General features: G+C 32.9%; 19 protein-coding genes. 4 read left to right on the forward strand and 15 right to left on the reverse strand.

The window, feature by feature from the left end; genetic code table 11:
• Nucleotides 1-108: 108 nt before the first annotated feature.
• Nucleotides 109-300, forward strand: a complete 192-nt coding sequence (locus MG292_RS09605; RefSeq protein WP_264532948.1) for a hypothetical protein — start codon at nucleotides 109-111, stop codon at nucleotides 298-300.
• Nucleotides 301-368: 68 nt separating this feature from the next.
• On the opposite strand, the gene MG292_RS09610 is transcribed toward MG292_RS09605, so the two are convergent.
• Together MG292_RS09610 and aroC are read right to left on the reverse strand one after the other, a co-directional pair.
• The gene (locus tag MG292_RS09610) at nucleotides 369-1,634 is read right to left on the reverse strand and encodes a dicarboxylate/amino acid:cation symporter (RefSeq protein ID WP_264532947.1); all 1,266 of its coding nucleotides are present in this window, start codon (nucleotides 1,632-1,634) and stop codon (nucleotides 369-371) included.
• Nucleotides 1,635-1,734: 100 nt separating this feature from the next.
• The gene (aroC, locus tag MG292_RS09615) at nucleotides 1,735-2,799 is read right to left on the reverse strand and encodes a chorismate synthase (RefSeq protein WP_264532946.1); all 1,065 of its coding nucleotides are present in this window, start codon (nucleotides 2,797-2,799) and stop codon (nucleotides 1,735-1,737) included.
• A gap of 188 nt (nucleotides 2,800-2,987) precedes the next feature.
• Between aroC and MG292_RS09620 the strand changes: the two genes are divergently transcribed.
• A complete protein-coding gene (locus tag MG292_RS09620) occupies nucleotides 2,988-3,461 on the forward strand; it encodes an outer membrane protein (RefSeq protein ID WP_264532945.1) in 474 nt (157 codons plus the stop codon).
• A 45-nt stretch (nucleotides 3,462-3,506) separates the two neighbouring features.
• On the opposite strand, the gene bshA is transcribed toward MG292_RS09620, so the two are convergent.
• From bshA to MG292_RS09660, 8 genes are all read right to left on the reverse strand, one after another.
• Nucleotides 3,507-4,640 carry an N-acetyl-alpha-D-glucosaminyl L-malate synthase BshA gene (bshA, locus tag MG292_RS09625; protein WP_264532944.1) on the reverse strand — a complete coding sequence of 378 codons (1,134 nt, stop codon included), beginning with the start codon at nucleotides 4,638-4,640 and terminating at the stop codon, nucleotides 3,507-3,509.
• Between the two features lie 78 nt (nucleotides 4,641-4,718).
• Nucleotides 4,719-5,318 carry a phosphatase PAP2 family protein gene (locus tag MG292_RS09630; protein WP_264532943.1) on the reverse strand — a complete coding sequence of 200 codons (600 nt, stop codon included), beginning with the start codon at nucleotides 5,316-5,318 and terminating at the stop codon, nucleotides 4,719-4,721.
• 4 nt (nucleotides 5,319-5,322) lie between these two features.
• The gene (locus MG292_RS09635) at nucleotides 5,323-8,343 is read right to left on the reverse strand and encodes a serine hydrolase domain-containing protein (protein WP_264532942.1); all 3,021 of its coding nucleotides are present in this window, start codon (nucleotides 8,341-8,343) and stop codon (nucleotides 5,323-5,325) included.
• Between the two features lie 13 nt (nucleotides 8,344-8,356).
• Nucleotides 8,357-8,839, reverse strand: a complete 483-nt coding sequence (locus MG292_RS09640) for an ABC transporter ATPase (protein WP_264532941.1) — start codon at nucleotides 8,837-8,839, stop codon at nucleotides 8,357-8,359.
• Nucleotides 8,840-8,871: 32 nt separating this feature from the next.
• Nucleotides 8,872-9,663, reverse strand: coding sequence for a (Fe-S)-binding protein (locus MG292_RS09645; RefSeq protein ID WP_264532940.1), 792 nt, complete (start codon nucleotides 9,661-9,663; stop codon nucleotides 8,872-8,874).
• 51 nt (nucleotides 9,664-9,714) lie between these two features.
• On the reverse strand, nucleotides 9,715-11,043 hold the full coding sequence (locus MG292_RS09650; protein WP_264532939.1) for a 4Fe-4S dicluster domain-containing protein: 1,329 nt from the start codon (nucleotides 11,041-11,043) through the stop codon (nucleotides 9,715-9,717).
• Between the two features lie 5 nt (nucleotides 11,044-11,048).
• The gene (locus MG292_RS09655; protein WP_264532938.1) at nucleotides 11,049-12,041 is read right to left on the reverse strand and encodes an MlaD family protein; all 993 of its coding nucleotides are present in this window, start codon (nucleotides 12,039-12,041) and stop codon (nucleotides 11,049-11,051) included.
• Nucleotides 12,042-12,086: 45 nt separating this feature from the next.
• Complete coding sequence (locus tag MG292_RS09660) at nucleotides 12,087-13,268, reverse strand: N-acetylmuramoyl-L-alanine amidase family protein (protein ID WP_264532937.1); 1,182 nt, start codon at nucleotides 13,266-13,268, stop codon at nucleotides 12,087-12,089.
• An 84-nt stretch (nucleotides 13,269-13,352) separates the two neighbouring features.
• Here MG292_RS09660 and MG292_RS09665 point away from each other — a divergent pair, with 84 nt between their 5' ends.
• Both MG292_RS09665 and MG292_RS09670 read left to right on the forward strand, forming a co-directional pair.
• Nucleotides 13,353-16,079 carry a putative LPS assembly protein LptD gene (locus tag MG292_RS09665; RefSeq protein WP_264532936.1) on the forward strand — a complete coding sequence of 909 codons (2,727 nt, stop codon included), beginning with the start codon at nucleotides 13,353-13,355 and terminating at the stop codon, nucleotides 16,077-16,079.
• A 7-nt stretch (nucleotides 16,080-16,086) separates the two neighbouring features.
• Nucleotides 16,087-16,467: a RidA family protein gene (locus MG292_RS09670; RefSeq protein ID WP_264532935.1), complete on the forward strand. Its 381-nt coding sequence runs from the start codon at nucleotides 16,087-16,089 to the stop codon at nucleotides 16,465-16,467.
• On the opposite strand, the gene MG292_RS09675 is transcribed toward MG292_RS09670, so the two are convergent.
• The 5 genes from MG292_RS09675 to MG292_RS09695 all read right to left on the reverse strand — a co-directional run bounded on the left by MG292_RS09675 (nucleotide 16,448) and on the right by MG292_RS09695 (nucleotide 24,526).
• Nucleotides 16,448-16,822, reverse strand: coding sequence for a methylglyoxal synthase (locus tag MG292_RS09675; RefSeq protein ID WP_264532934.1), 375 nt, complete (start codon nucleotides 16,820-16,822; stop codon nucleotides 16,448-16,450). The two genes, MG292_RS09670 and MG292_RS09675, sit on opposite strands and share 20 nt — an antisense overlap.
• Nucleotides 16,823-16,830: 8 nt before the next feature.
• Nucleotides 16,831-17,682, reverse strand: a complete 852-nt coding sequence (locus MG292_RS09680) for an N-acetylglucosamine kinase (RefSeq protein ID WP_264532933.1) — start codon at nucleotides 17,680-17,682, stop codon at nucleotides 16,831-16,833.
• 140 nt (nucleotides 17,683-17,822) lie between these two features.
• Nucleotides 17,823-18,827: a type I glyceraldehyde-3-phosphate dehydrogenase gene (gene gap / locus MG292_RS09685; RefSeq protein ID WP_264532932.1), complete on the reverse strand. Its 1,005-nt coding sequence runs from the start codon at nucleotides 18,825-18,827 to the stop codon at nucleotides 17,823-17,825.
• A 55-nt stretch (nucleotides 18,828-18,882) separates the two neighbouring features.
• Nucleotides 18,883-19,869 (reverse strand): 6-phosphofructokinase, encoded by a 987-nt coding sequence (gene pfkA, locus MG292_RS09690; RefSeq protein ID WP_264534589.1) that lies wholly within the window; start codon nucleotides 19,867-19,869, stop codon nucleotides 18,883-18,885.
• 199 nt (nucleotides 19,870-20,068) lie between these two features.
• Complete coding sequence (locus tag MG292_RS09695; RefSeq protein ID WP_342032612.1) at nucleotides 20,069-24,526, reverse strand: translocation/assembly module TamB domain-containing protein; 4,458 nt, start codon at nucleotides 24,524-24,526, stop codon at nucleotides 20,069-20,071.
• Nucleotides 24,527-24,676 lie beyond the last annotated feature (150 nt).

The raw sequence follows: 24,676 nt of genomic DNA on the forward strand, positions 1-24,676 counted from the left end.
AAAATTGTAAGCAAGAATTTACTAAGTTCTTACTTGCAAAGAATCGTTGCGTCTTTTGCCTAAAGGCGTAACGATTCGATTTATTTATAATTTAAAAAACTGCCTACCATGAACACTGCAAAATACATTATTAAAAAAACCAAATTAATGAATCTTACAAAAAAGCAACTGATTGAAAAAAAGCAATATGAAAAATCTGTGATTAAATTAAAGAAAAATAGCGCCTCAGCTCATTTAGATGATACTTATTTTTTATTAGCGCAAATGTATTCACAAGAAAACGACCCTCTTTTTATATAATTTAGAATATAAAAAACAGAAGCTTTTGGACTTCTGTTTTTAATTCTATTTTTAGTTATAGGGTTGTATTACTGTTTTGCTTCTATATCATCTTCCCATTGACCAACTACGGAAGTAGCTAAAGCATTTCCTAAAACATTAGTCGCTGTACGGAACATATCACAAAAATGGTCAATTGGCAAAATCAAAGCAATGCCTTCAACAGGAATTTTAAACATTCCGCAAGTAGCCGCTACGACAACCAAACTCGCTCTTGGCACACCTGCTATCCCTTTACTTGTCAACATTAAAACTAATAGCATCGTCATTTGTGTTCCTAAATCTAGATGTACACCATAAGCTTGAGCAATAAATATACTTGCAAAAGTCATGTACATCATACTGCCATCCAAATTAAAGGAATAACCTAAAGGCAGCATAAACGAAACTATTTTATCTTTTACACCAAAGCGCTCTAATTCTTCTGTTAATTTAGGAAAAACCGCTTCGCTACTTGTAGTTCCAAATGCTACAATCAAAGGGCTCATTATTCTTTTTAATAAAATAGACATTCTTGATTTTAAGAAAATAAATCCAATCAAAATTAATACAATCCAAAGAGAAGAAATACCGATCAAAAACGAACCAAAATATTTAAAATAAGTCATTGCTAATTCTTGAAAATCTCGCACTGCAAAAACTCCTGCTATAGCTCCAAAAACACCTATAGGTGCAAACTTCATCACATAATTGACCATTTTCAAAACAATATGAGAAGTCTTATCTAAAGCATTTATTACTGGTTTAGCATTATCTCCAATAGCTGCCGCAGCTAAACCAAAGAAAATCGAAAAGATTACTATTTGTAAAATTTCATTGGTAGCCATAGCCTCAAAGACACTTTTAGGTACAATATGTTCAATAAAATTTTCAAAAGATAAAGTCTGTGTTTTAGCCGTAACTTCTGAAGCTGCCGCTACATCAATATTAGAAAGATTTAAACCCACACCTGGCTCTAAAACATTAACAAAAAACATTCCGAGTAATAACGAAATGAAAGAAGCGGTAAAGAACCAAGCTAGTGCTTTTCCTCCAATTCTACCAACAGCTTTAATATCACCTAGTTTAGCGATACCCACAACCAATGTTGTAAATACTAGAGGAGAAATAATCATTTGTACTAAACGGATAAAAACCGTAGCTAGCATTTTAATCTTTGAACTAAATGATTGCGCAATTTCGTCAGTGCAATTAGTATGAATAACAATTCCTAATATAGCACCTAAAATCATGGCTGTCAGGATTTGTCCTGTCAGTCCTGAAAAGAAGGAAGTTTTATTGGTGTTTTCTTTCATTTTTTATTGGTTTTGGGTTAGCCCTGATGGAAGCGGCATCCTGTGACGGCGGGGTTCGCCGGCAGAGATACAGCGTACAGCAGGAAATAGCTCTTAATTACTATTTTGAGTACGTTTTATTTAACAAATGAAAATCAGCTAAAACAATAGCCGCCATAGCCTCAACAATAGGAACTGCGCGAGGTACAACGCAAGGATCATGACGCCCTTTACCTGTCATTTCAACGATATTCCCTTGATTATCTAAGGCATCTTGTTTTTGCATAATTGTAGCAACTGGTTTGAAAGCTACTCTGAAATAAATATCCATACCGTTACTGATTCCTCCTTGGATTCCTCCTGAAAGATTGGTTTTGGTGGTTCCATCTGCAAAATACAAATCATTGTGGTCGCTGCCTTTCATTTCGGCACCACAAAAACCACTTCCAAATTCAAATCCCTTTACTGCATTGATAGAAAGCATTGCTTTACCTAACTCAGCATGCAATTTATCAAAAACAGGCTCGCCCAATCCAACCGGAACATTCTGAATAACACAAGTAACTACACCTCCAACAGTGTCTCCTTGTTTACGAATTTCACGAATGTATTCTTCCATTTCTGCCGCTGATTGCTCATCAGGACATCGTACGGGATTACTCTCTATTTTTGAAAAATCTAACTCTTGGTACTTTTTATCTAAATGAATGTGTCCCACTGAAGAAACATAAGCATTTATTTTAATTTCAGGCAACATCTGTTTGGCAATAGCACCTGCCACAACTCTACTTGCAGTTTCACGGGCCGAACTTCTGCCTCCTCCACGGTAATCACGAAAACCGTATTTTTTATCATACACATAATCAGCATGACTCGGTCGGTAATTATCTTTTATATGAGAATAGTCGTCTGACTTTTGATTGGTATTTGGGATAATGAAACCAATTGGCGTACCTGTTGTTTTTCCTTCAAAAATTCCAGAAAGAAATTGAACATCATCTGGTTCTTTTCGTTGTGTAACGATAGCCGATTGACCTGGCTTTCTTCTTGCCATTTCTAATTGGATTGCCTCAAAATCAATTGTAATACCTGGAGGGCATCCATCTATAATTCCACCTAAAGCTTCTCCATGTGATTCCCCAAAAGTAGTGATTCTAAAAAGTGTTCCGTAGCTATTTCCTGCCATTATAATTAGTTTTGAACAAAAGTACCATTTTAGTTTAAAGTTTAAAAATTTAAGGTTCAAAGTTTTTCAATACATAACTGATTAATTACCTTTCTAATAACCCCAAAACACGGATTTTAAACACAAAAACAACACAATTTATTTCTTTTTGGTGCGTTTTTTGATTAATTAGTTAAAAACAAATTACTATGAAAAAATTAATTGTATCCGCAGTACTACTAATGGGATTAGGGTTTACTGCTCAGGCTCAAGAAATTTCAAAAAATGCTTTAGGATTGCGTTTGGGAGATAATAACGGTTTTGGTGCAGAAATCTCTTACCAAAAAGGATTATCTAAAAACAATCGATTAGAAGCTGATTTAGGTTGGAGAAATAATCACGATGTGAGTGCTATTAAATTAACAGGTATTTATCAATGGGTTTGGGAAATTGATAACAATTTCAACTGGTATGCTGGTGCTGGCGCTGGTTTAGGAAGTTGGAGTACAACAGGTAACAATGGGAGTTTTGTTTATGTGGCTGGAGATGTTGGAATTGAGTACAATTTCAAAGAAGCTCCTATTTTACTTTCATTAGATTACCGACCTGAATTTGGTGGTCATGGTTACTTTGACAACAATTATGGAGCCGATATTGCTTTAGGAATTAGGTATAAATTCTAATTTCAAGAAATTAAAAAGCCACTTTTAAAAGTGGCTTTTTTGTACTTATAAATATTTAGCAATGGATCTTCGGTATAAATCTTCATATAATGGCAATATCTTTTTAATATCAAATTTTTGGGCTGTTGCCAAAGCATTTTTCTTAAATTCAGCCAACACTTCGTCATCTTTTAGTATTTTCAAAGCATTCTTTGCCATTCCTTTAATATCACCTACTTCACTTAAAAAACCCGAAAAACCGTCTTGATTCACTTCTGGTAAACCACCTGCATTACTTGATATTACAGGTACTCCACACGCCATCGCTTCAAGAGCAACTAATCCAAAACTTTCCGTTTTTGAAGGCAGTAAAAACAAATCCGTTTGGCATAAAATTTTGTCTATTTCATTACTATTTCCAAAGAAAATAACTTTGTCCAAAATACCTAATTCTTGACATAAATATTCAGCTTTCTCTTTCTCTGGTCCATCGCCCACCATCATTAATTTGGCTGGAATTTCTTTTTGAATAGCGTGAAATATTTTAATAATATCTGGAATTCGTTTTACTTTTCTAAAATTACTAATATGAGTAATAATTCGCTCATCTTCATTGGCCATAACTGAACGTTGACAAGGCGTTTTATCTTCTTTTTGAATTTGATCCAATTCAATGAAATTAGGGATAACCTGAATTTCTTTTTTAATATTGAATAATTTAAGTGTATCGTCTTTTAAACTTTGTGAAACTGAGGTCACAAAATCCGATTTGTTGATACTAAAAGTAACTGCTGGCTTATAGAAAGGGTGATTTCCTACCAAAGTAATATCCGTCCCATGAAGAGTTGTTACCATTGGAATGTCAATTCCCTCGTCTTTCAGCATTTGCTTTGCCATATAACCCGCATATGCATGGGGGATTGCATAATGTACATGTAATACCTCAATCTTATACAACTTTACCATATCAACTAATTTGCTTGACAAAGCCAATTCATACGGTTGATAATGAAACAACGGATACTCAGGCACATTAACTTCATGATAATGTACATTGGGGTTTAATAACGCTAATCGAACTGGCTGACTGTAAGTAATAAAATGAATTTCATGTCCTCGACGCGCCAACTCAAGACCTAATTCGGTTGCTACAACTCCACTTCCTCCAAAGGTGGGATAACAAACAATTGCTATTTTCATTGCTGTAATTTAGAATACGAATGTACAGAAATAAAGTCTGCTTACTTCTTTTTTAAAAAAGAATTTACCAATAATTAATTATTTAATTTTATTGTATTTTCTATCCAACCATTGATTTAATTTGCGAGTAACATAAACCGAACTACTCCCAACAATAGCTCCTATGAAAACATCGGAGGGATAATGGACGCCCAAATGCATTCGAGAATACCCTACTGAACTAGCCCAAACAAAAGAAGGTACAACTACATACCATTTAGGATAAGCCATACTCAACGAAGTAGCCGTTGCAAATGCTGTTGAAGTGTGTCCTGAAGGCATGGAATAGCTGCCTTCTGAAGAGAGTGGTTGTATTTCTGGGTGTTTTACATACGGACGTTCTCGTCGTATTACATCTTTTAAAACAGTTGTAATAAGAGCCGAAGCTAAAAATGATTCTCCTATAAATAATGCTTTTTGTTTCATTAATGAATCCTTTTGAATTAAACCAATTGAATAAATTACTACAGGCGTTGCTATACTTATTGGAACTGCAGAATTAGTAATTGTTTTAAATGTAGGATCTAAATCCGTATTTCTATTGATATTAATTTTTTTCAATAAATCAACATCTAGATTTTGTGCATTTCCTAAAACAATGCTTAAAAACAAAAAAATGATACAATTAAATTTCTTCATCTTTTTAATTTATTATTGCCTCTGAAATGACTTTTTGAATGTCTTCTCGAATATGCTCTTTTGAAAGCGTATTTAAAGGATTTGTTGGATACGTTCTATTCGATATAAACACATATACAATTTCAGTAACTGGGTCAGCCCAAGTCATAATTCCTGTAAAACCTGTATGTCCAAAACTAGATTTTGAAACACAACCACAAGTTGGACTATCCCCACTGAGTTGGGGTTTGTCAAAACCTAAACCTCTTCGATTCCCTTCTGAACAAAAATAACAGGTATTAAAATCATCAAAAGTCTTGGCCGAAAAATAGTGCTGATTCCCATAATTGCCTTTTTGCAAATACATTTGCATTATTTTAGCAATATCCATAGCATTTGAAAAAACACCTGCGTGTCCTGCAACTCCTCCCTCTATAGCAGCTGCCATATCATGGACATACCCTTGAATTTTTTGGTGACGGAAATACGAATCTATTTCGGTTGGCGCTATTCGGTTTTTGTCGATTTTTTGTAACGGATTATAAAAAGTGTTTGTTGCGCCTATGGGTTTGAAAAATTGTTCAGAAGCTAAAACATCTAATGTTTTTCCAGTTATTTTTTCTAAATAATTACCAAGTATAATGAAGGTAAAATCACTGTACTTATACTCTTTTTTGACTGATAATTTACTGTCAATAATAATTTTCATAATGGTGTCATGATAATCATTACGAATATATAAACTATCAGCAACCTTTCTAGAAAATTGAGCATCTGGAATTCTTTTATAATATTTTGCTAAAGGTTTTTCTTTTGCATCTAAAGTAGCTTTGTAAAACGGAACCCAAGAAACTAATCCTGCATAATGTGACAATAGTTCTTTAAACCGAATGTCTCTCTTATCTGAAGTAGCAAAAATAGGTAACATGACACCTAAAGTAGTTTCTAATGTAACTTTTTGTTGGTCGTACTGCTGCATCACATTAGGTAATGTTCCAACAATTTTACTTACTGAAGCCACATCAAAAATAGTTTCATTAGTTACCTTCTGTTCAGAATCGTACGCATATGTACCAAATGCCTTTTGATAAATTACTTTACCTTTTCGTGCTACCAAAACTTGGACTCCTGGCGTCATTTTTTCTTCAATTGCCTTCTGCGCTAAACCATCAATTTTGTTTAACTTTTCAGAACTCATTCCTACATTTTCTGGTGCTGTAAAACCTAACCTATTCAATTTCTCTGTCGAAAGCCCATCATTTACTTTGAAATTATCGTTTATAGAAACTGGTAATTTTCCTTTAGCATCTAGAGCCCCAAAAATAATTTCTGCGCTTACCTTTTGTGCTATTGGATTATTTTGATACGATACAATTAACCCTTCAATTTCGTTGAAATTTATTAAAGTTGCAAGAGTATACGGTTTAGCAAAAACATCTAAAATAACCTTATTACTCCTAGCAATCTCTTGAAGCCAAATTAATTCAGTAGCCGTAAAATCATTATTTTTCCATGGTTTATCTAATTTATGATACCCAACAATAACCGTGGTAAACTCTTTCAATTTTACATTAAGGCTATCAATTGTAGGAGCGGTAACCTCCGTAACTTCGGTATATTTTTTTAGAGTAGAAACAAAAGCGCTATTATCATCATCTCCTAATTTCACATACGCAATTTTATTATTTACCAAATCCTTAATGGGTAAAATTTCAGCTTCATTCTTTAAAACTGTAATCGCATTCTCGTATAATTGGTATTGCAAAGCATCGTTTTCTGGAGGATTAATATCATTCATTAAATTAGAAACAATGATTGGCTTGTACTTATTCAAACCCGCCTTATACTTGTATTTTAAAATCTTTTTAACCGATACTGACAAACGTTCTTCAGACAAAACATTATCTTGATATGCTTTAGAAATAGTTGCAACAGCTAAAGGAACATTCTCTGGAAATAATAAAATATCATTTCCTGCTAATAGTGCATCCAATTCTAGCTCACCTGGTTTTCTATATTTACTAATCCCTTTCATATTCAAAGCATCAGTAAAAATCAAGCCGTCAAATTCCAATTCTTTTTGCAGTAAATTAGTCACTACATTATACGAAATAGAAGAAGGAAAATTTTGACGAAATTCTAAACTTGGAACATCCAAATGCCCTACCATTACAGAGACCAAACCTTGGTCAAACATTCGTTTATACGGATATAATTCTACAACATCCAAGTGCTCTCGAGAAGAAGTAACCATTGGCAATCCCAAATGAGAATCAGTAGCTGTATCTCCATGCCCTGGAAAATGTTTTCCTGTTGAAAACACACCTTGTTTTTGCACCCCATTCATCAAAGCAATAGCTTTTTCCGTCACATTCACCTTGTTTTCCCCAAAAGAACGATTGCCAATAATCGGATTTTTCGGATTGGTATTGATGTCTAAAACGGGAGCAAAATTAAAGTGAACTCCCATTCGCTTACTTTCTTTACCCATCAATTCGCCTACCTTCTCAATCAGTTTCAAATCTTTGATTGCCCCTAGGGTCATGTTCCAAGGATAACGATATGTAGAATCCAATCGCATACTCAATCCCCATTCGGCATCAATTCCAATAAACATGGGAATTTTAGATTTGGATTGATAACGGTTAGTTAAATTGGCTTGACGCAAAGGACCTCCTTGAAAAAATATAACGCCCCCTATTTTTTGATTACGAATTAATTTTTCAATAGAGTTGGTATGAACTGTATCTCTATTAGAATAAGCGGCAACCATAAATAATTGTCCCACTTTTTCTTCTAAACTCATTTTGTTATAGATACTATCTACCCAGCGAGTTTCTGTCTCTGAATCTTTAAAAAAAATTTTTCTTTCCGATTTTAGTTGCGGAATATAAACTTCTTCAAAATCTGAGATTTCAGGTTTTTGAAGTACAATATTGGATGATTGTTGCTTGTGTTTAAATAACTTATCTTTGATAGTACCACAATTGACTCCCAAAAATAAAAGTGATAAATATAATCCTGCTCTTAAAAAAAAAGGCTTCATTAATTAGTGTTTATTAAAAAAAACGGCTATGCCAACTATCGGCAGCAGGAACTTCCCATGATTCATTAAATTCTTGAATGGTATTAATCAGGTTATTGAAAACAATAGTGCTTTCAGTTACCGCTTTGTCTTTGACCATTTTTTTAAAATCAATCAACGGTTTGTGAGCAATATGTTCACCTAATTTAAATGTTACGTTCATTTTATCTAACAAATCAACGTTATATCTTTTTTCTAAACTTTGAATAAATTCAACAGACGCATCAATAGAACAACCCGTTGCACTTTGAACTTCTTGGTTCACTGCAATAATTATAAAACGATTGTACTTTAATTGGTACGATGATTCCAAACTAGTTCCATGTGCCGCCCAGTTTTGAAGAAATGCTTGTAAATCTGATTCTATTTCAGTTATTTCTTCATCTGAGAATTTTCTATTGGATTGGTAAATCCAAATTCTTGACTCTTCTGGTAAACTTTCAAAAGGAACGTACATGTTATAATTGTATAAGGTTAATTGTAAGTGTTTTACAAATCTTGAGCATTAGCAATAAGTTCAGCGATATCTAGCACTTTTACATCACTTTCCTTTTCTTTATTCTTAATTCCATCCGTTAACATGGTATTGCAAAACGGACATCCTGCTGCAATAATATCCGGATGTGTTTCTAGAGCGTCTTCTGTTCTTTCAATGTTAATCTCTTTAGTACCCGCTTCGGCATCTTTAAACATTTGTGCCCCCCCTGCGCCACAACACAACCCATTGGCTTTAGAACGTTTCATTTCAACCAATTCAACATCTAATTTTTGAATTAACTCTCTAGGAGCTTCATACACTTTATTAGCACGACCTAAATAACAAGGATCGTGAAATGTAATTTTCTTCCCTTTAAATTGTCCACCTTCAATAGTCAAACGACCTTCATTCAATAATGATTTCAAAAATTCAGTATGATGAACCACTTCATATTGCCCACCCAATTCTGGGTACTCATTTTTCAAAGTATTGAAACAATGCGGACATGCTGTAACAATTTTCTTTGCTTTATAGGCATTTAACACCTCAATATTCATCATGGCTTGCATTTGAAACAAGAATTCATTGCCTGCTCTTTTCGCGGGATCTCCTGTACAGCTTTCTTCTGTTCCCAAAACAGCAAACGACACATTGGCACGATTTAATATTCGAACAAATGCTTTCGTTATTTTTTTTGCTCTATCGTCAAAACTTCCTGCACAACCTACCCAAAATAAGACTTCGGGTTGTTTCCCTTGAGCTAACATTTCGGCCATTGTTGGCACAACTAAATTTTCTGACATGATTTAGATTTTATATTAATAGTCCCACTACTTGAAAGTAGGATTCTCTATTTATTCGTTTTTCCAGTTCAATCGGTCTTGTTGACTGTATTGCCATGGCGCACCATTGTTTTCAATATTAGTCATCATCGTATTCAAAGACATTGGTGCCGCACTTTGTTCCATCACCAAATAACGTCGCATATCCATAATTATAGACAGCGGGCTAATATTTACAGGACATTCTTCAACACAAGCATTACAAGAAGTACAAGCCCAAAGCTCTTCTGGACTAATGTAATCATTTAATAACGATTTATTATCGGGAACAAAAACACCTTTGTTAGCATCTATATTTTTTCCAACTTCTTCCAATCGATCTCTAGTATCCATCATAATTTTGCGAGGAGATAATTTTTTCCCCGTTTGATTAGCTGGACAAGAAGAGGTGCAACGTCCACATTCTGTGCAGGTATAGGCATTTAGTAACTGAACCCAATTCAAATCTTGTACATCACTTGCTCCAAATTTAGCAGGAGTAGTTATTCCTTCTGGAGCTGCTGCAAAAGGATCTGCATTAGGATCTAACATCAACTTTACTTCATTGGTTACTGAAGCTAGGTTATCAAATTGCCCTTCAGGATTCAAATTAGCAAAATAAGTATTAGGAAAAGCCAATAGAATATGTAAGTGTTTTGAAAAATATAAGTAATTCATAAATGCCAAAATCCCAATTATGTGCAACCACCAAAATAACTCTGAAAGTAACATTACCAATTCATTGGACATACCATTAAATAGTGGTTCTATAAATTGACTGATAGGAAAAAAACCTGCTTTACTGAAATGAGAATAACCTCCTGGAATATTTTGCAAATGAAAATCAGAAGCATTCATCAATAAAAATAAGGTCATCAACACCAGTTCAAAATACAAAATATAGTTGGCATCTTTTTTAGGAGCACCATCCAAATCTGGGCTAACAAAACGTCTTAATTTGATGATGTTTCTTCTTGTCCAAAACACCAAAACAGCCACAATAACAAGAATGGCTAAGATTTCAAAGGAAGCTATTAATACATCATAAACGACACCTAAAGACGAGAAAATGCGATGCGTACCCAATAAACCGTCAATGATGATTTCAAGTAATTCAATATTAATAATGATAAATCCAATATAGACAATGATATGCAAAATACCCGCGATAGGACGCCTTACCATTTTGGATTGTCCCAAAGCAATCATAATCATGTTTTTCCAACGTGCTTTTGGATTGTCTTTACGATTCACATCAATTCCTAAATTAATGTTTCTAATTATCTTTTTTACATTAGTAAAAAAATAACCAAAACCCACACTTAGAACAATTGCAAATACTATATTATCTAAATAACTCATAAAGCCTAGTTTTTAACTTTAGAAACCGAAGTTTGATCAACTTTTACAGAAACAGAATCTTGAACAGGTGAAATATATGGTTTATTTTTTTTTCCAAAAACAGACACATTAATATATCGTGTAGGATGTAATCGAAGATCTTGTAATAACAATTCCATCTCTTTTGTAGTGGCTTTTAAATTATTGTATAACGCTTCATCTTTTAACAACTTGCCTACCGATCCCTTACCTGATTGTAAATCTGTCATCAAACCATCTACTTTTGCCAGTGTTTTATTCAAACCTTCAACCGTGTTACCTAATCCTGCTTTATCTAAAGAGTTAGAAATTGCTACAAAATCAGCAGACACTTTCTTAAAGTTAGCAATGACCACTTTGAAATCGGATTTGTTCTCATTTAAAATAGCACTTGCATTTGTTGAAGTTGCATGAAGCTCTTCCATTGTTTTACTTAATTCAACTAATGATTTCTTTATATTTTCTTGAGATTTCTTATCCAAAACAGCATTAACTCCTGATAATAGTTTATCTGTATTGTCCAATATAGATTCTAATTTTGTTTGTAAAGGAACTAATTTTTCTTGTACAGAAGCACTCAAACTTAATTTCACTCCACCTTTTAAATGCTGTCCATTAGTAGCCAAAGTTTTAGAAGTAAAATCAGGTTCAATAGCAATTTGTTTTCCTCCTATCAAACCAGGTTCGTACAATACTGCAGCACTTGTGGCCGAAATTGGAAAATCGCTTGTAATTTGCAACTCAACTATTAACTTTCCAGTGGTTTCTTCTATTTTAATGTCATTAACTTTTCCTATAGTCAAACCATTTAATGTAACAGGTGCTGACTTTGCCAATCCTTCTACATTTTCATACTCGACATAAAATGTTTTATAATTTGCAAAAAGTTCTTTTCCTTTTAAAAAACTGTAACCCCAAATAAACAATAAAATGGAAGCGATTACAAGTACCGCGGTTTTAATTTCTCTTGATAGTTTCAAAATCTATTTTTTTTTGCAAAATTAATATAAAATAATTGACAATGGCTATAATTTCAATGCTTCCTGAATGCTTACTTTTTCACCATTTTTAAAAGCAACTAAAAAAGCAGAACCATATCCTTTGGTCTTTGCTGTTTTGAGTAACTCTTTAGCCTCTTCATAATTTGTTGTACTTCCATACATGTAGATGTATGACTTTTTGTTACTATCTATTGTTATAGGTTCTAGACCTTTAAAATTTTTAGGCTCTAGATCTACCTTTTTAGGACTAACACCTATTTGAACTTTGTATATGATTTCCGCGTTAGAAGTTTCTTTTTTGGGCTCTACTTTTTTGACTTCTGTTGCATTCACAGGAGTTGTTGAAACATTATTCTGACTTAAAGTATCTTTAACCACGGGTTTAGCCACGATTCGTCTTGATGGTTTTAGTTCTTTTATTTCCAATGGAGTATCACCAAAAAATTCATTTCTATATCCAATTACAGCATTAGCTATTGCTTGCGCTAATTCCTCTTGACCTTCATCAGAATTTAATAAATCTCCCTCAATCGGATTGGATATAAACCCCATCTCAATAAGTACTCTGGGCATATACGCTTTATGCAATACCATAAATCTTTCTTGTTTAACTCCCCCATGACGTAATTTTTTGCCTAATTTTCCAAACTGTTCTTCAATTTTACTTGCAAGTATAATACTATTATCTAAAAATTCTTCTTGCATTAATGTCAATCCTAAAAGAGACTCGGGCGAATTAGGATCAAATCCGTCGTATTTTTGTTTATAATCTTTTTCCTTTGTAATTACAGAGTTTTCCTTTTTCGCAACTTCTAGATTTGAAGCTAATTTACTCAAACCCATAACATAAGTCTCTGTACCATCAGCTGCTGTATTTTTATTAGCATTACAATGAATAGAAACAAAAATATCTGATTTTGCTCTATTGGCAATATTAGCCCGTTCTATTAAGTCAATAAACACATCCGTTTCTCGAGTATAAACCACATCAATTTTTTTTGTTTTTTCGAGTATTTTCCCTACTTTCAAAACAACTGCCAGGGCTATATTTTTTTCGATGCGTCCACTATAAACCGCTCCAAAATCATGTGCACCATGACCCGCATCTAAAGTAACTTTGAATTTTGTGTTTTGACAATACGTTTCTAATGAAACCACTAGGAAAAAGAAAGGAATTAAAACTTTAATTTTAGTACTAAAAGACATATATCTAGAATGTTAATTTTAAGCAACCGATTGTGGTTTTAAATTATTTATTTGACTATTTTTGCCGAAAAATAATATGTAAGTTTGACACATCAAGAAACAAACCATATTTTTACAAAAATAGCATTTAAACCTTTGCGTACAAACTTATTTAATATCGTTTTATTATCCTTTTTCCTAACAATTGGATCTGGTAATTTGTATTCTCAGGATATCAATAAAAAAGCTACTTTAATTTCCCCTAAAAAGGCCCCTAAAAGCAGTCCTGAAACACTTGTAAAAAGTACCGAAAAACAATCTGACACCATAAAAAAAGACTCCCTAAAATCTAAAAAAGCATTTTTAGAAGGTAAGGTAAAATACAAAGCGCAAAATTATACTAAAATAGATCAGAAGAAAAAGCATATTACATTGTATGATAAAGCTGAATTGTACTATCAGGATGTAGAATTAAAATCCGGAATCATTCTTTTAGATTATGAAAAGAATGAGGTGTATGCTGGAAGAATAAAAGACTCTACAGGAAAATACACTCAACTCCCCAATTTTAAACAAGGTGCTAATGTTGTAGAACCTGATTCTATTCGATTCAATTTTAAAACTAAAAAAGCCATTATTTGGAATTCAAGATCGGATCAAGGTGAATTCAAAATAAAAGCAGCTCTGACCAAAAAAGAAAATGATTCTGTTTATTTCTTAAAAGGAGCACGATTTACTACTTCCAAGGATGTTGATAACCCCGAATATTATTTCCAAACAAATAAAGTAAAATTTGTTCCTGGAAAAAAAGTGGTAACTGGAGTTACTAATATGGTAATTGCAAATGTCCCAACTCCTATTGCTTTGCCTTTTGCTTTTTTCCCGATGTCAAAAGAAAAAAGTATCTCAGGGATACTTTTACCAAGTTATAACGACTCAAACACAAGGGGATTTTCTTTGCAAAACGGAGGGTATTATTTTGCTTTAAGCGACCATTATGATTTGACCCTGCTTGGAGATTATTATACTAACGGGAGTTATGGAATGCGGTTGGAATCAAACTATGCTAAGCGATATAATTATCGAGGAAATCTAAATATTCGATTAGAAAATTTAGTCACGAGCGAAAGGGGCTATCCAGACTATACAAAACAAAAGATCTATAATATACAGTGGTCACACTCTAGAGATAGTAAAGCCAATCCAAACTCAAGTTTTTCTGCTTCTGTTAACATGGGAAGTAGTAAATATTTTAAACGTTCGATTAATCAGCTTAATATTGGTTCTAATTTAAACAATACTCTTAGCTCTTCTGTATCATACAGTAAAACATTTAGCAGTTTGGGGCCACAAGCACGACTTTCTTTAACAGCAACACATTCGCAAAATACACAAACAGAACAAATTGACATGACCTTGCCTACACTACAGTTTAGTGTAGATCGTATGTATCCTTTTGTCAAAAAAGATGGTATCAAAAAAGGTTTTTTCAAAAATATCAATTTACAATATGATTTAAGTGCTAGAAACAGTATTACTACTACTGACTCTTTATTTTTTAAACCTAAAATGTTTGAAAATGCCAAAGTTGGCTTGCAACACACCATTCCTTTGAGTACCAATTTCAAACTATTCAAATACTTTAGTGCCTCTTCATCATTGAATTACAAAGAAGTTTGGTACACCAAAACCATACAAAAGGAATATAACAATTCTTTAGGAAAAGTCGTTGATACTGAAATTAAAGGCTTTGATGCTTATAGAACGTATTCTTTTTCATCGAGTCTTGGAACAACAATTTATGGAACTTTTAATCTTGGATCAACTAAAAAAATTCAAGCCATTCGTCATGTCATGAGACCTTCCATAAGTTATAGTTATACCCCAAGTTTTGCTAAATACTACGATACTTACGCCATGGATGGTAGCGGGACTATGTTAAAAGAATATTCTCGATTTGAAGGAGGTATTTTTGGTGCCCCAGGAAATACCAACTCGAATATCCTTGGATTTGAGTTAAGCAATACCTTTGAAGCTAAAGTTACCGATAGTGATAGTACAAAAACAGAACCTAAAAAAGTAATGCTCCTTAACAATCTTAACTTTTCAACAAGTTACGATGTGAATGCTGACGGAATAAAAACCTTAGCTTGGTCTCCTGTGCGCGTTAGTGGAGGTACACAATTTTTTGACAATAAAATGAATGTTAATTTCGGGGCTACTCTAGACCCTTATGCTATTGATAACTCTGGGAAAAGAATTAATATTTACAATATCAATAATGGAGGGAGTTTGTTTCGAATGACTAGTGCTAATATGACTTTAAATTACGCTCTTTCTAGCTCTGACAAAACAAAATCGAAAAATGACAATACCCAAACGCAACGAAACGGAGGTCGTGAAGATGATTTGTTTGGAAGACCTAACCTAGGAAACCATCAGGTAAGTCAATTTGATGATACTGATGAAGAAGGAGAAGATACTATATCGGAATTTTTTCATTCAAAATTACCTTGGGACATGACTTTTGCCTATTCGTTAACTTACGGGAACAACAATAGAGAAAAGAAAATAATTGGTAATTCAATAATGATTTCTATCAATGCCGATTTAACTCCAAAATGGAAAACTGGAATCTCAACTGGATATGATTTTGTCCAAAAAGGAGTTACCTATACCCAACTCCGTTTTGAACGAGATTTATTAAGCTGGAGAATGGATTTTAACTGGTCACCTTTTGGAACGTATGCCAACTGGGGGTTCTTTATTGGAATCAAGTCTGGAGTATTAAGTGATATCAAATGGGACAAACGAAGTACTATAATTAGATAATTAATATATGAAGAAAATAATTTTTACTGAAAAAGCACCCGCTCCAATTGGCCCTTACAACCAAGCCGTACTAACAGGAAACACCTTGTACACCTCAGGACAAATTGCTATTAATCCAGCAAATGGAGAATTAGTTCTCGACACTATCGAGATAGAAACCAAACAAGTAATGGAAAATATGAAAGCTGTTTTAGAAGCAGCAGGGATGACGTTTGAAAATGTAGTAAAGTCAACTATATTCATTTCAAACATGAATGATTTTGGCACAATAAATTCTATTTACGGAGCTTATTTTCACGAAAAAACCGCTCCAGCTCGTGAAACGGTTCAAGTGGCTTGTTTGCCAAAAAATGTAAATGTAGAAATCTCTATGATTGCAGTGCGATAGCGTTGAGTAATAATTGTGCCGTTGCCTCATTAGTAGCCAATGGCACATTATGTACATCACAAACACGTATTAGCATATTAATATCCGCTTCGTGTGGATGACTTGACAAGGGGTCTTTGAAAAAGAAAACCATTTGAGTTTTACCTTCTGCCACTCTACCAGCAATTTGCGCATCGCCTCCTAATGGTCCGGAAAGCATTCGCTTTACATCAAAACCTGCTTCTTCAGCCTTACCCCCAGTAGTTCCTGTGGCTATCAATTTGATTCTTTCTTGCTGCAAAATGGATTTATTTTTAATTAAGAAACGAACTAAATCATTTTTTTTCCCATCGTGTGCAATTACAGCAATTTCCATATACTTTTTTATTTGTTAGCAACGTGATAAGCTATCAATCCATCGATTGGTCTTCGCAATACATTTCCTAATTTAATCTGGTATTTTTCAAAAGTAGTTTCTAATTCATCTTTCAAATAAAACGCAATAGATCCCACAAAATGAACAGGTACTTCTTGATAATTATCGTATTGTCTGATATAATTTTTCACAAAAGATTTCATCCCTTTATAAATAATTTTTTTACAGAAAGGATCTTCTTTATGCTGAATTAAAAATTTAGCAAAGGTTGCTAAATAGGCATTGGGATTAGCTTCTTTATACAATTTACTTTTGATATAATCTGGAGACATATCGTATTCTTTTTCAAACTCCAATGCCAAATGTTGTGGCATTTTATTGAAATAATATTTTCTAATCAATTCTTTACCAAAAACATTACCACTACAATCATCCATAACAATGTACCCCAAAGATTGTACTTTTTGATGTAATTGTTTCCCGTCAAAATAACTACAGTTAGATCCTGTCCCTAAAATACTTACAATGGCACTCTCTCCTTTTGGAGTAGTTGCATATACTGCTGCATAGGTATCTTCTTCAACTACCACAGTTGCATTGGAAAAATACGATTGAAAAACCTGTGTAAGAAAAGATTTCATTCTATCTGTTCCACAACCTGCTCCATAAAAGAACAAATGAGTTGCATTGTTTTTATTTTGTAAAATATCAAAACGATCATTCAATCGTTCAACAACTTGTTCTTCATCAAGAATTTCAGGATTCAAACCTAAAGTTTGCGTAGTAAACAATACTTTGCCATTATCGTCTATCGCAATCCAATCAGCTTTAGTAGAACCACTATCAACTATTAATTTCATTCTTTGTTTTTTTTTGGTTTTGTTTTGTGTTTTGGAAATCTTTGCTAAAACTATAAAATTAAAACTATTATATAGTTCAAAATAAGAAATAAAAATCCCGTTACAAACAAATAACGGGATTTATTATGAGTAGCTTTAAATTATTTTAAGCCTGCGATATGAACAGATAAATCAATTAATTTACTTGAATATCCATATTCATTATCATACCAAGAAATAATTTTGAAGAAAGTAGAATTCAAACCAATTCCAGCTTTTGCATCAATGATAGAAGTTCTTGCATCTGAAACAAAATCATTTGATACAACGTCATCTTCAGTAAATCCTAAAATTCCTTTCATTGTAGTTTCAGAAGCTTTTTTCAAAACAGCCATAATTTCAGCATACGAAGTTTCTTTAGCTAATTTTACTGTTAAATCTACTGCAGAAACATCAACAGTAGGAACACGCATTGACATACCTGTCAATTTTCCGTTTAATGAAGGAATTACAACTCCTACCGCTTTTGCAGCACCTGTAGAAGACGGAATCATATTCACTAAAGCAGAACGACCACCTCTATAATCTTTTCTAGAAGGACCGTCATTAGTCATTTGAGTTGAAGTAGTCGCATGAACTGTAGTCATTAAACCTTCAACGATTTCAAAATTATCGTGAATTACTTTAGCTAATGGAGCTAAACAGTTTGTTGTACAAGAAGCATTAGAAACAACTAAATCAGAAGCTTTAGCAGTTTCGTGATTTACTCCCATTACAAACATTGGAGCATCAGCTGAAGGAGCAGAAATAATTACTTTTTTAGCACCACCTTTGATATGTTCACTTGCTGTTTCAACAGTAGTGAAGAAACCTGTACATTCTGCAACTACATCCACACCTACTTCATTCCATTTCAAATCCGCTGGATTTCTTTCAGCAGTTACACGGATGTGTCTTCCATTTACATATAACTTACCTTCTTTAACTTCAACAGTCCCATTAAAACGACCGTGTACTGAATCATATTTTAAAAGGTATGCTAAGTGGTCTACTTCTAACAAATCATTGATTGCTACTACTTCAACATTATCTCTGTTGAAAGATTCTCTAAATACAATTCGTCCTATTCTTCCGAAACCGTTTATTCCTAATTTTACTTTTGACATTTTAATTTAATTTTAGTTTATTTAGTGTTTTTAATTTAATTTTTAAAGACTACTTTTAGATTGATACAATATCCGAAACACGCAACAATTCTCTGTCAATTTCTGAATGTCCTTTGATAGCTTGTTCTAAAGGAGTCAATGTAATCTTATCAGCAATAATACCAGCCATCAAATTCGATTTACCTTCTAATAAAGACTCTACGGCTTTAACTCCTAATCTACTAGCTAATACTCTATCAAAACAAGATGGAGAACCTCCTCTTTGCATATGTCCTAATACAGATACTCTAACATCATATTCAGGTAAATTGGATTCTACATAATCTTTCAATTCGAAAACGCTTTTCCCAATTTTATCTCCTTCTGCAATTACCACAATACTTGATGATTTTCCTGTAGCTTTACTTTTCTTAAGCGAATCTAATAAACGATCTAATCCCATGTCTTCTTCAGGAATAAGAATTTCTTCGGCACCAGCTCCAATACCGGCATTTAAAGCAATATGTCCTGCATCACGCCCCATTACCTCAACTAAAAATAATCGGTTATGTGAACTGGCCGTATCACGAATTTTATCAATTACTTCAACGACTGTATTTAAAGCAGTATCATATCCTAGTGTATGACTTGTACCAAAAATATCATTATCAATGGTACCTGGAATTCCAATTACAGGAAAGTTGAACTCTGAATTAAATATCAAAGCTCCTGTAAAACTTCCATCTCCACCAATAACAACAAAGGCGTCAATCTCAGCTTTCACTAAATTATCATAAGCCTTTTTTCTTCCTTCAGGAGTTTTAAATTCCATAGAACGAGCCGACTTTAAAATAGTACCGCCTTTATTGATAATGTTGTTTACTGTTCGAGGTCCCATCTCTTTGAAGTCTCCCTCAATCATTCCTTGATATCCTCTATAAATCCCTATACATCCAATATTATGAAATGCACAAGTTCTAACTACTGAACGTATGGCGGCATTCATCCCAGGAGAATCTCCTCCAGATGTCAAAACACCTATTTTTCTTATCTTATTTGGCATCATTTTAGTTATTTGGCGTAAAATTAGTAAACGTGGTTTAGTTTCAAAGCGATGTTTTTAATAAATTAAAGGAACCTTCTTAAATTCAATCGTTTTCGTTGATAAGTTTTCGAAAAAGCGTCAAAAATTAACTTTTTTAGAAAAAATACAGCTATTTATTTATTTTTTAATAATTTACAAAAGAATTATTCGTTTCCTATTAGTCTTCTTCTGGAATTATAGCTTCCTGATTTCTTTTGGGTGCTTCCTTATTTGTCTTTTTTGAATTCGAAAAACGGATATAATCAGGGGTCATTTCTGAATCTTGGTTTAAATATTCTGCCGGAATTGTTTCAAAAACACGTTGCTTTTTAAACATTTTAGTCACTAGCTCTTTAAAAGTATCGAAATCTACCTCATACGAAATACCTGCCCCTTGAGTATAACCAATTCCTTGACCTATGTAATTTACATCATTTTCTTTATTAAAAAACCTCAGGTTCATTGTTCCCTCATCATTTAAACGCCATAATATTTCCAAATTGCCTACAAAAGCTGTTTGATTAATTCCCCCAAAAGGAACTCCAAATTTACCATTAATAGTTAGTCTATCATTAATTTTAGATGAAATTGATGCCTCAAATCGACCATCTGTTTCTTTACCTAGCCTTCTATCAGCACCTACAAGATTAATCCCTACATTAAACTTTTCATCGTCGGATTGTATCACGTTACCCAGTAAGCCTGATGCGGTTTCGAACAAACTCCCTGACAAGTCTGTCTTGCTAATTCCTTCAGAACTTAAAAAACTTCCTGACGATAAAAGATATAATGCTTGTGTTTGACGCACTTCTTTGTCATACAATTTAGTTTGTATCTCTGATTTTAAAACATTACTTACAGTTGGAAATTCAATATTAAAATCAGGTTCTGGACTCATTAAATCTCCCTTAATACCAATTACTACTTCAACCGGTACTTTCTTGTTGAATGAGGAATTATCTATCAATAAAGAAGGATTAGCAGTAGTTTTGTACACCGCTTCTAAATTAAGTTGTGCCCTTAGAGGATTTCCATCCCAAGAAATAGAGCCTCCTTTTTTAACATTAAATTTTTTAGTAATACCGGTTGTTCTAAAATTATACGTTCCTTCATACGCTTGGAAATCTCCCCACATATTAAATTTACCCAAAGTATTAATCTTAAATAACAACGATCCATTCCCCTTACCCTTCATCCCGTGTCCTGAATTTCGATCTAAAATAACCTCTACCTCAGCATCTGGAGTAATATCAAAATCAAATTCTAACTCTAAACCATTATAATCTCTAACTTTCTCTACAATTCCTTGTTTCAAATTGAATTTTTCTTTTGCTGTGATAAAATGCATGAAAGCATTATCACTTACACTTTCTGCGTTATTGATTGGGATTTTTATTGTTGTTCCTTTCTCTGACTTAGCATCAACCTTCACAAACAATGCATTTGTAAGCCCTTTAATACTCGCAACTCCATTAATATAAGCAGTGCCAAAATAGGCCGCATCCTCATTATCTTTAGTATCTAGTGACAGTAATCTTTTAGACGTAACTGTTAAATCCAATTTCCAATCTGAGAAATTCTTATGCTCAATGGTTCCATTTAAAAGTCCTTTGGTGCCATATTTAGAATCTGTTAGCAAATTATTTCTAAATAAGAATTTCTCATCTGTCAAATCAATAATGGTTTTATCAGTCAAAAAATAATCTGTTCCCAAATACGGAATACCCATTCCTGCTTTATCAAGATAAAGACGACCGTTGATTTCAGGTTTTGTAAAATTTCCTTGAATCGTTGCATTTCCAGATACCAAACCTCTGATATTAGACAAAACCTCTCCTCCTATTGGCTCTAATGTTGCCAACTTGAATTCATCTAATTTTAATCGTAAATCTATTACTGTCTCATTGTTTTTTACTTGAAAATTTCCACTCGCATTAAACGATTCGAAACCCTCTTTTTTTATTGTAGAGTTTATAGTGAATTTAGATAAATTTTCATCTCCCTCGATATCCAAATCGAGCATGCCTAAATTCGTTTTATTCAAACTCAATTGATCAATCTTTAACGAGGCTGTTGGGCGGTATACGATTTTGTCTTGTTTAAAATTAACCTCCCCGTTAATTTTACCATCAAAAACAAACAATTCATTTTCTGGAGTAATTTTATTCAAATTCACATCCTTAAAATTCAATTTTAAATCTTTATACGAATTTCCTCTAGTCGTACCTAACAACTCTATTCTTTGATTTTCATGCGATAAAACAATATCTTCAATAGCAAACTCTTTTAGTTCTTTATCAAAAACAATTCGATTGTCTTGGGTATCATTTTCGTTCAAAAACCATAAATAATCCTTGAATTTTACTTCTGATTTACTAATACCAACAACATTTTTTTTGTCTTTATTAATGGTGTGATATAAATTCAAATTGAAATAATCCTCGCCTTTTGCTCCTCCTTTAAATTCCGTACGAAAAAACAAGGAATCTTTCATTGTAACATTAATCAAACTAAAATCACGTATCTTATAATACTTCGATTTAATAGAATCCAATTCGATATAAGCATTATACAATGGATTTTTATTATCTACATTAATCCTAACATTATCAAACGTATTCTTAGCAGCAATTATCTGAGGTGAATTAAAGTTAAGTTTGAATTCATTCTTATCCGAATTGATTTTTCCTTTTACAATTGTATTCGTTTCAATAGAAATTTCAGGAAAGAGTACTTCGACAATTTTATTATTAATTGAAAAATTAAAATTTAAAAATTGCCCTTTCTCTACCTTATTTGGTTTGTAATTGGTATAAAGACTACCTAATGAATTTTCAACTAATTTTCGTAATTGATTGAATTTGTATTTACCCTCAATCTTACCCTCCACAATATCTGGAGAATTAACTGTTATCGTTCTAATATTATTTCCGTCAAAACTAGAATTAACCTTAAAATCAGTAAAGAAATAAGTCGATTTAGAGTTTGTATAGGTAGTTTCGTTTACAAAGACATCTCCTTGTAAGTTATCTACCGAATTCCCAGCAACTTGAACCACAATATCTCCTTTCAGTAATGAAGTCGCGTCTTTAGTAAACTTGAGTTGGTACAAGTTAGCATGGTCAATACCAATATGAAAATCAAATCGGCTATCTTTTTTAGTCCAATCGACTAAACCATCAAATGTCAGGTTCAAATTAGGGTCATGTACAGTAACTTTCCCTTGATAAATAGGCATTTTAAAATTCCCATTTACCTCTAAATTGTGATAGGAATAATTATTATAATCCATTTGAGAGATAGCACCTTTGATTTGTGTATTCAAATATTTCTCAGTAAAACCTATCCCATCAATAGCAAGATTCAAACTGATTTTACCCAAATCTTTTTCAGAAACAAAAGTTCCTAAGTCAAATTTATCCAAAACTACATTTCCAACATAAGAAGCTTTATCAATAAAATCAATAGAATGCATCACAAAATTTGATTTTACATTTCCTAAAGCAGTAGTCATTGTAAAGTTCGCATCAATATCTTTTGTAGTTAATTCCGTTGTTCCAACTAAATTAAACTTACCTAATTTTTCTAAGTTAGCTGGCAATGTTTTTCCGAGAACATTAGGCAATAAAGTCACTAAATCATCATAACTTGACGAAAGCGTACTGAATTTTCCTTTCATGTAGAATTCTTGTCCTTTATTGGGAAACAAATTTTTAAATCGGATAGCGCCAATCATTTTGCTTTTTTTAGAATCCACCAAATTCAATTGACTGACTTTTAAATTATTCAGTGTTCCTAATAAATTGGCTTTAGTATAAAAGAATTGGTTTTTACCTAGTTCTTTGTAAAAACAACGAATATCATTTGAGGCCAAAGTAGATGAGGCCAATTGAACATCAAATTGTACTTTGTTATTGAAATCCGCAAAATCTTCAATCTTATAATTCAAAGTAACATTCGCTTTTAACTCGGAATTTTCCTTAGTTAATGCTTCTAACTTCGTTAATTTGATTTGCTTTTTGGTATAACTAAAGATTCCACTTAATTTTTTTACATACATTCCCCGATGATCTAAAAAAGACATTTTCAGAATATTGGTATTTACATCAGGACCGTACAATTTGAAATCAGAAAGTTGGATATTTAATTTTGTAAAATCAACATCCTTCGGAATAACTCTATTTTCGTCAGTTAAAATAAAATGCCCATTGGTAATCTGAGCATCTTGCGCGGTCAATAAAAAATGTTTTTTAGACGGTTTCCCTTCTCCAAAGGCATTAATAAAAACGTCTATATTAGTCAGCTTTTCTTTCTTATAGGTTTTCAAATTAAATACCAATCCATCTAAACTCAAGTCACTAAAGATCAAATCTCCATCCAATAACTTCTTTCCGTCTAAAATGGTGGTCTTAATTCGATTTGCGTAAATTAAAGTATCTTGATGGTGATCTCTAATCAATACATTTTTAAATTTTACTCCGCCAAAAGGAGAAATTGCCACTTGTTCAAGTGTAATTTCTGTACCAAAATCCTCCTTCAAAGAAGTCATTACATATCGAGCTATCTGAGTTTGCACCACTGGCAAGCTCAACACAATACCAAACACAAGCAACAGGAGTATACATCCTATTAACAAACGAGATACTATTTTTTTGATATTTTTAATACGTCCCTATTTTTTAATTCTAATTTGACCTTTAAACCAAGATGCTTTAAATAAAATTCTTTAATTTTGGCTCCTCTGTTCAACAGATACAGAACGCCAAATATAATTTAAAATTCGCGC

Origin of the sequence: Flavobacterium keumense (genome assembly GCF_029866485.1) — a bacterium.
GTDB classification, from domain to species: Bacteria; Bacteroidota; Bacteroidia; order Flavobacteriales; family Flavobacteriaceae; genus Flavobacterium; species Flavobacterium keumense.

What these genes read in the sequence shown, in the direction of transcription:
- MG292_RS09605 (WP_264532948.1), top strand. Translation starts at nt 109, where the DNA reads ATGAACACTGCAAAATACATTATTAAAAAAACCAAATTAATGAATCTT.
- MG292_RS09610 (WP_264532947.1), bottom strand. Translation starts at nt 1,634, where the DNA reads ATGAAAGAAAACACCAATAAAACTTCCTTCTTTTCAGGACTGACAGGA.
- aroC (WP_264532946.1), bottom strand. Translation starts at nt 2,799, where the DNA reads ATGGCAGGAAATAGCTACGGAACACTTTTTAGAATCACTACTTTTGGG.
- MG292_RS09620 (WP_264532945.1), top strand. Translation starts at nt 2,988, where the DNA reads ATGAAAAAATTAATTGTATCCGCAGTACTACTAATGGGATTAGGGTTT.
- bshA (WP_264532944.1), bottom strand. Translation starts at nt 4,640, where the DNA reads ATGAAAATAGCAATTGTTTGTTATCCCACCTTTGGAGGAAGTGGAGTT.
- MG292_RS09630 (WP_264532943.1), bottom strand. Translation starts at nt 5,318, where the DNA reads ATGAAGAAATTTAATTGTATCATTTTTTTGTTTTTAAGCATTGTTTTA.
- MG292_RS09635 (WP_264532942.1), bottom strand. Translation starts at nt 8,343, where the DNA reads ATGAAGCCTTTTTTTTTAAGAGCAGGATTATATTTATCACTTTTATTT.
- MG292_RS09640 (WP_264532941.1), bottom strand. Translation starts at nt 8,839, where the DNA reads ATGTACGTTCCTTTTGAAAGTTTACCAGAAGAGTCAAGAATTTGGATT.
- MG292_RS09645 (WP_264532940.1), bottom strand. Translation starts at nt 9,663, where the DNA reads ATGTCAGAAAATTTAGTTGTGCCAACAATGGCCGAAATGTTAGCTCAA.
- MG292_RS09650 (WP_264532939.1), bottom strand. Translation starts at nt 11,043, where the DNA reads ATGAGTTATTTAGATAATATAGTATTTGCAATTGTTCTAAGTGTGGGT.
- MG292_RS09660 (WP_264532937.1), bottom strand. Translation starts at nt 13,268, where the DNA reads ATGTCTTTTAGTACTAAAATTAAAGTTTTAATTCCTTTCTTTTTCCTA.
- MG292_RS09670 (WP_264532935.1), top strand. Translation starts at nt 16,087, where the DNA reads ATGAAGAAAATAATTTTTACTGAAAAAGCACCCGCTCCAATTGGCCCT.
- MG292_RS09675 (WP_264532934.1), bottom strand. Translation starts at nt 16,822, where the DNA reads ATGGAAATTGCTGTAATTGCACACGATGGGAAAAAAAATGATTTAGTT.
- MG292_RS09680 (WP_264532933.1), bottom strand. Translation starts at nt 17,682, where the DNA reads ATGAAATTAATAGTTGATAGTGGTTCTACTAAAGCTGATTGGATTGCG.
- gap (WP_264532932.1), bottom strand. Translation starts at nt 18,827, where the DNA reads ATGTCAAAAGTAAAATTAGGAATAAACGGTTTCGGAAGAATAGGACGA.
- pfkA (WP_264534589.1), bottom strand. Translation starts at nt 19,869, where the DNA reads ATGCCAAATAAGATAAGAAAAATAGGTGTTTTGACATCTGGAGGAGAT.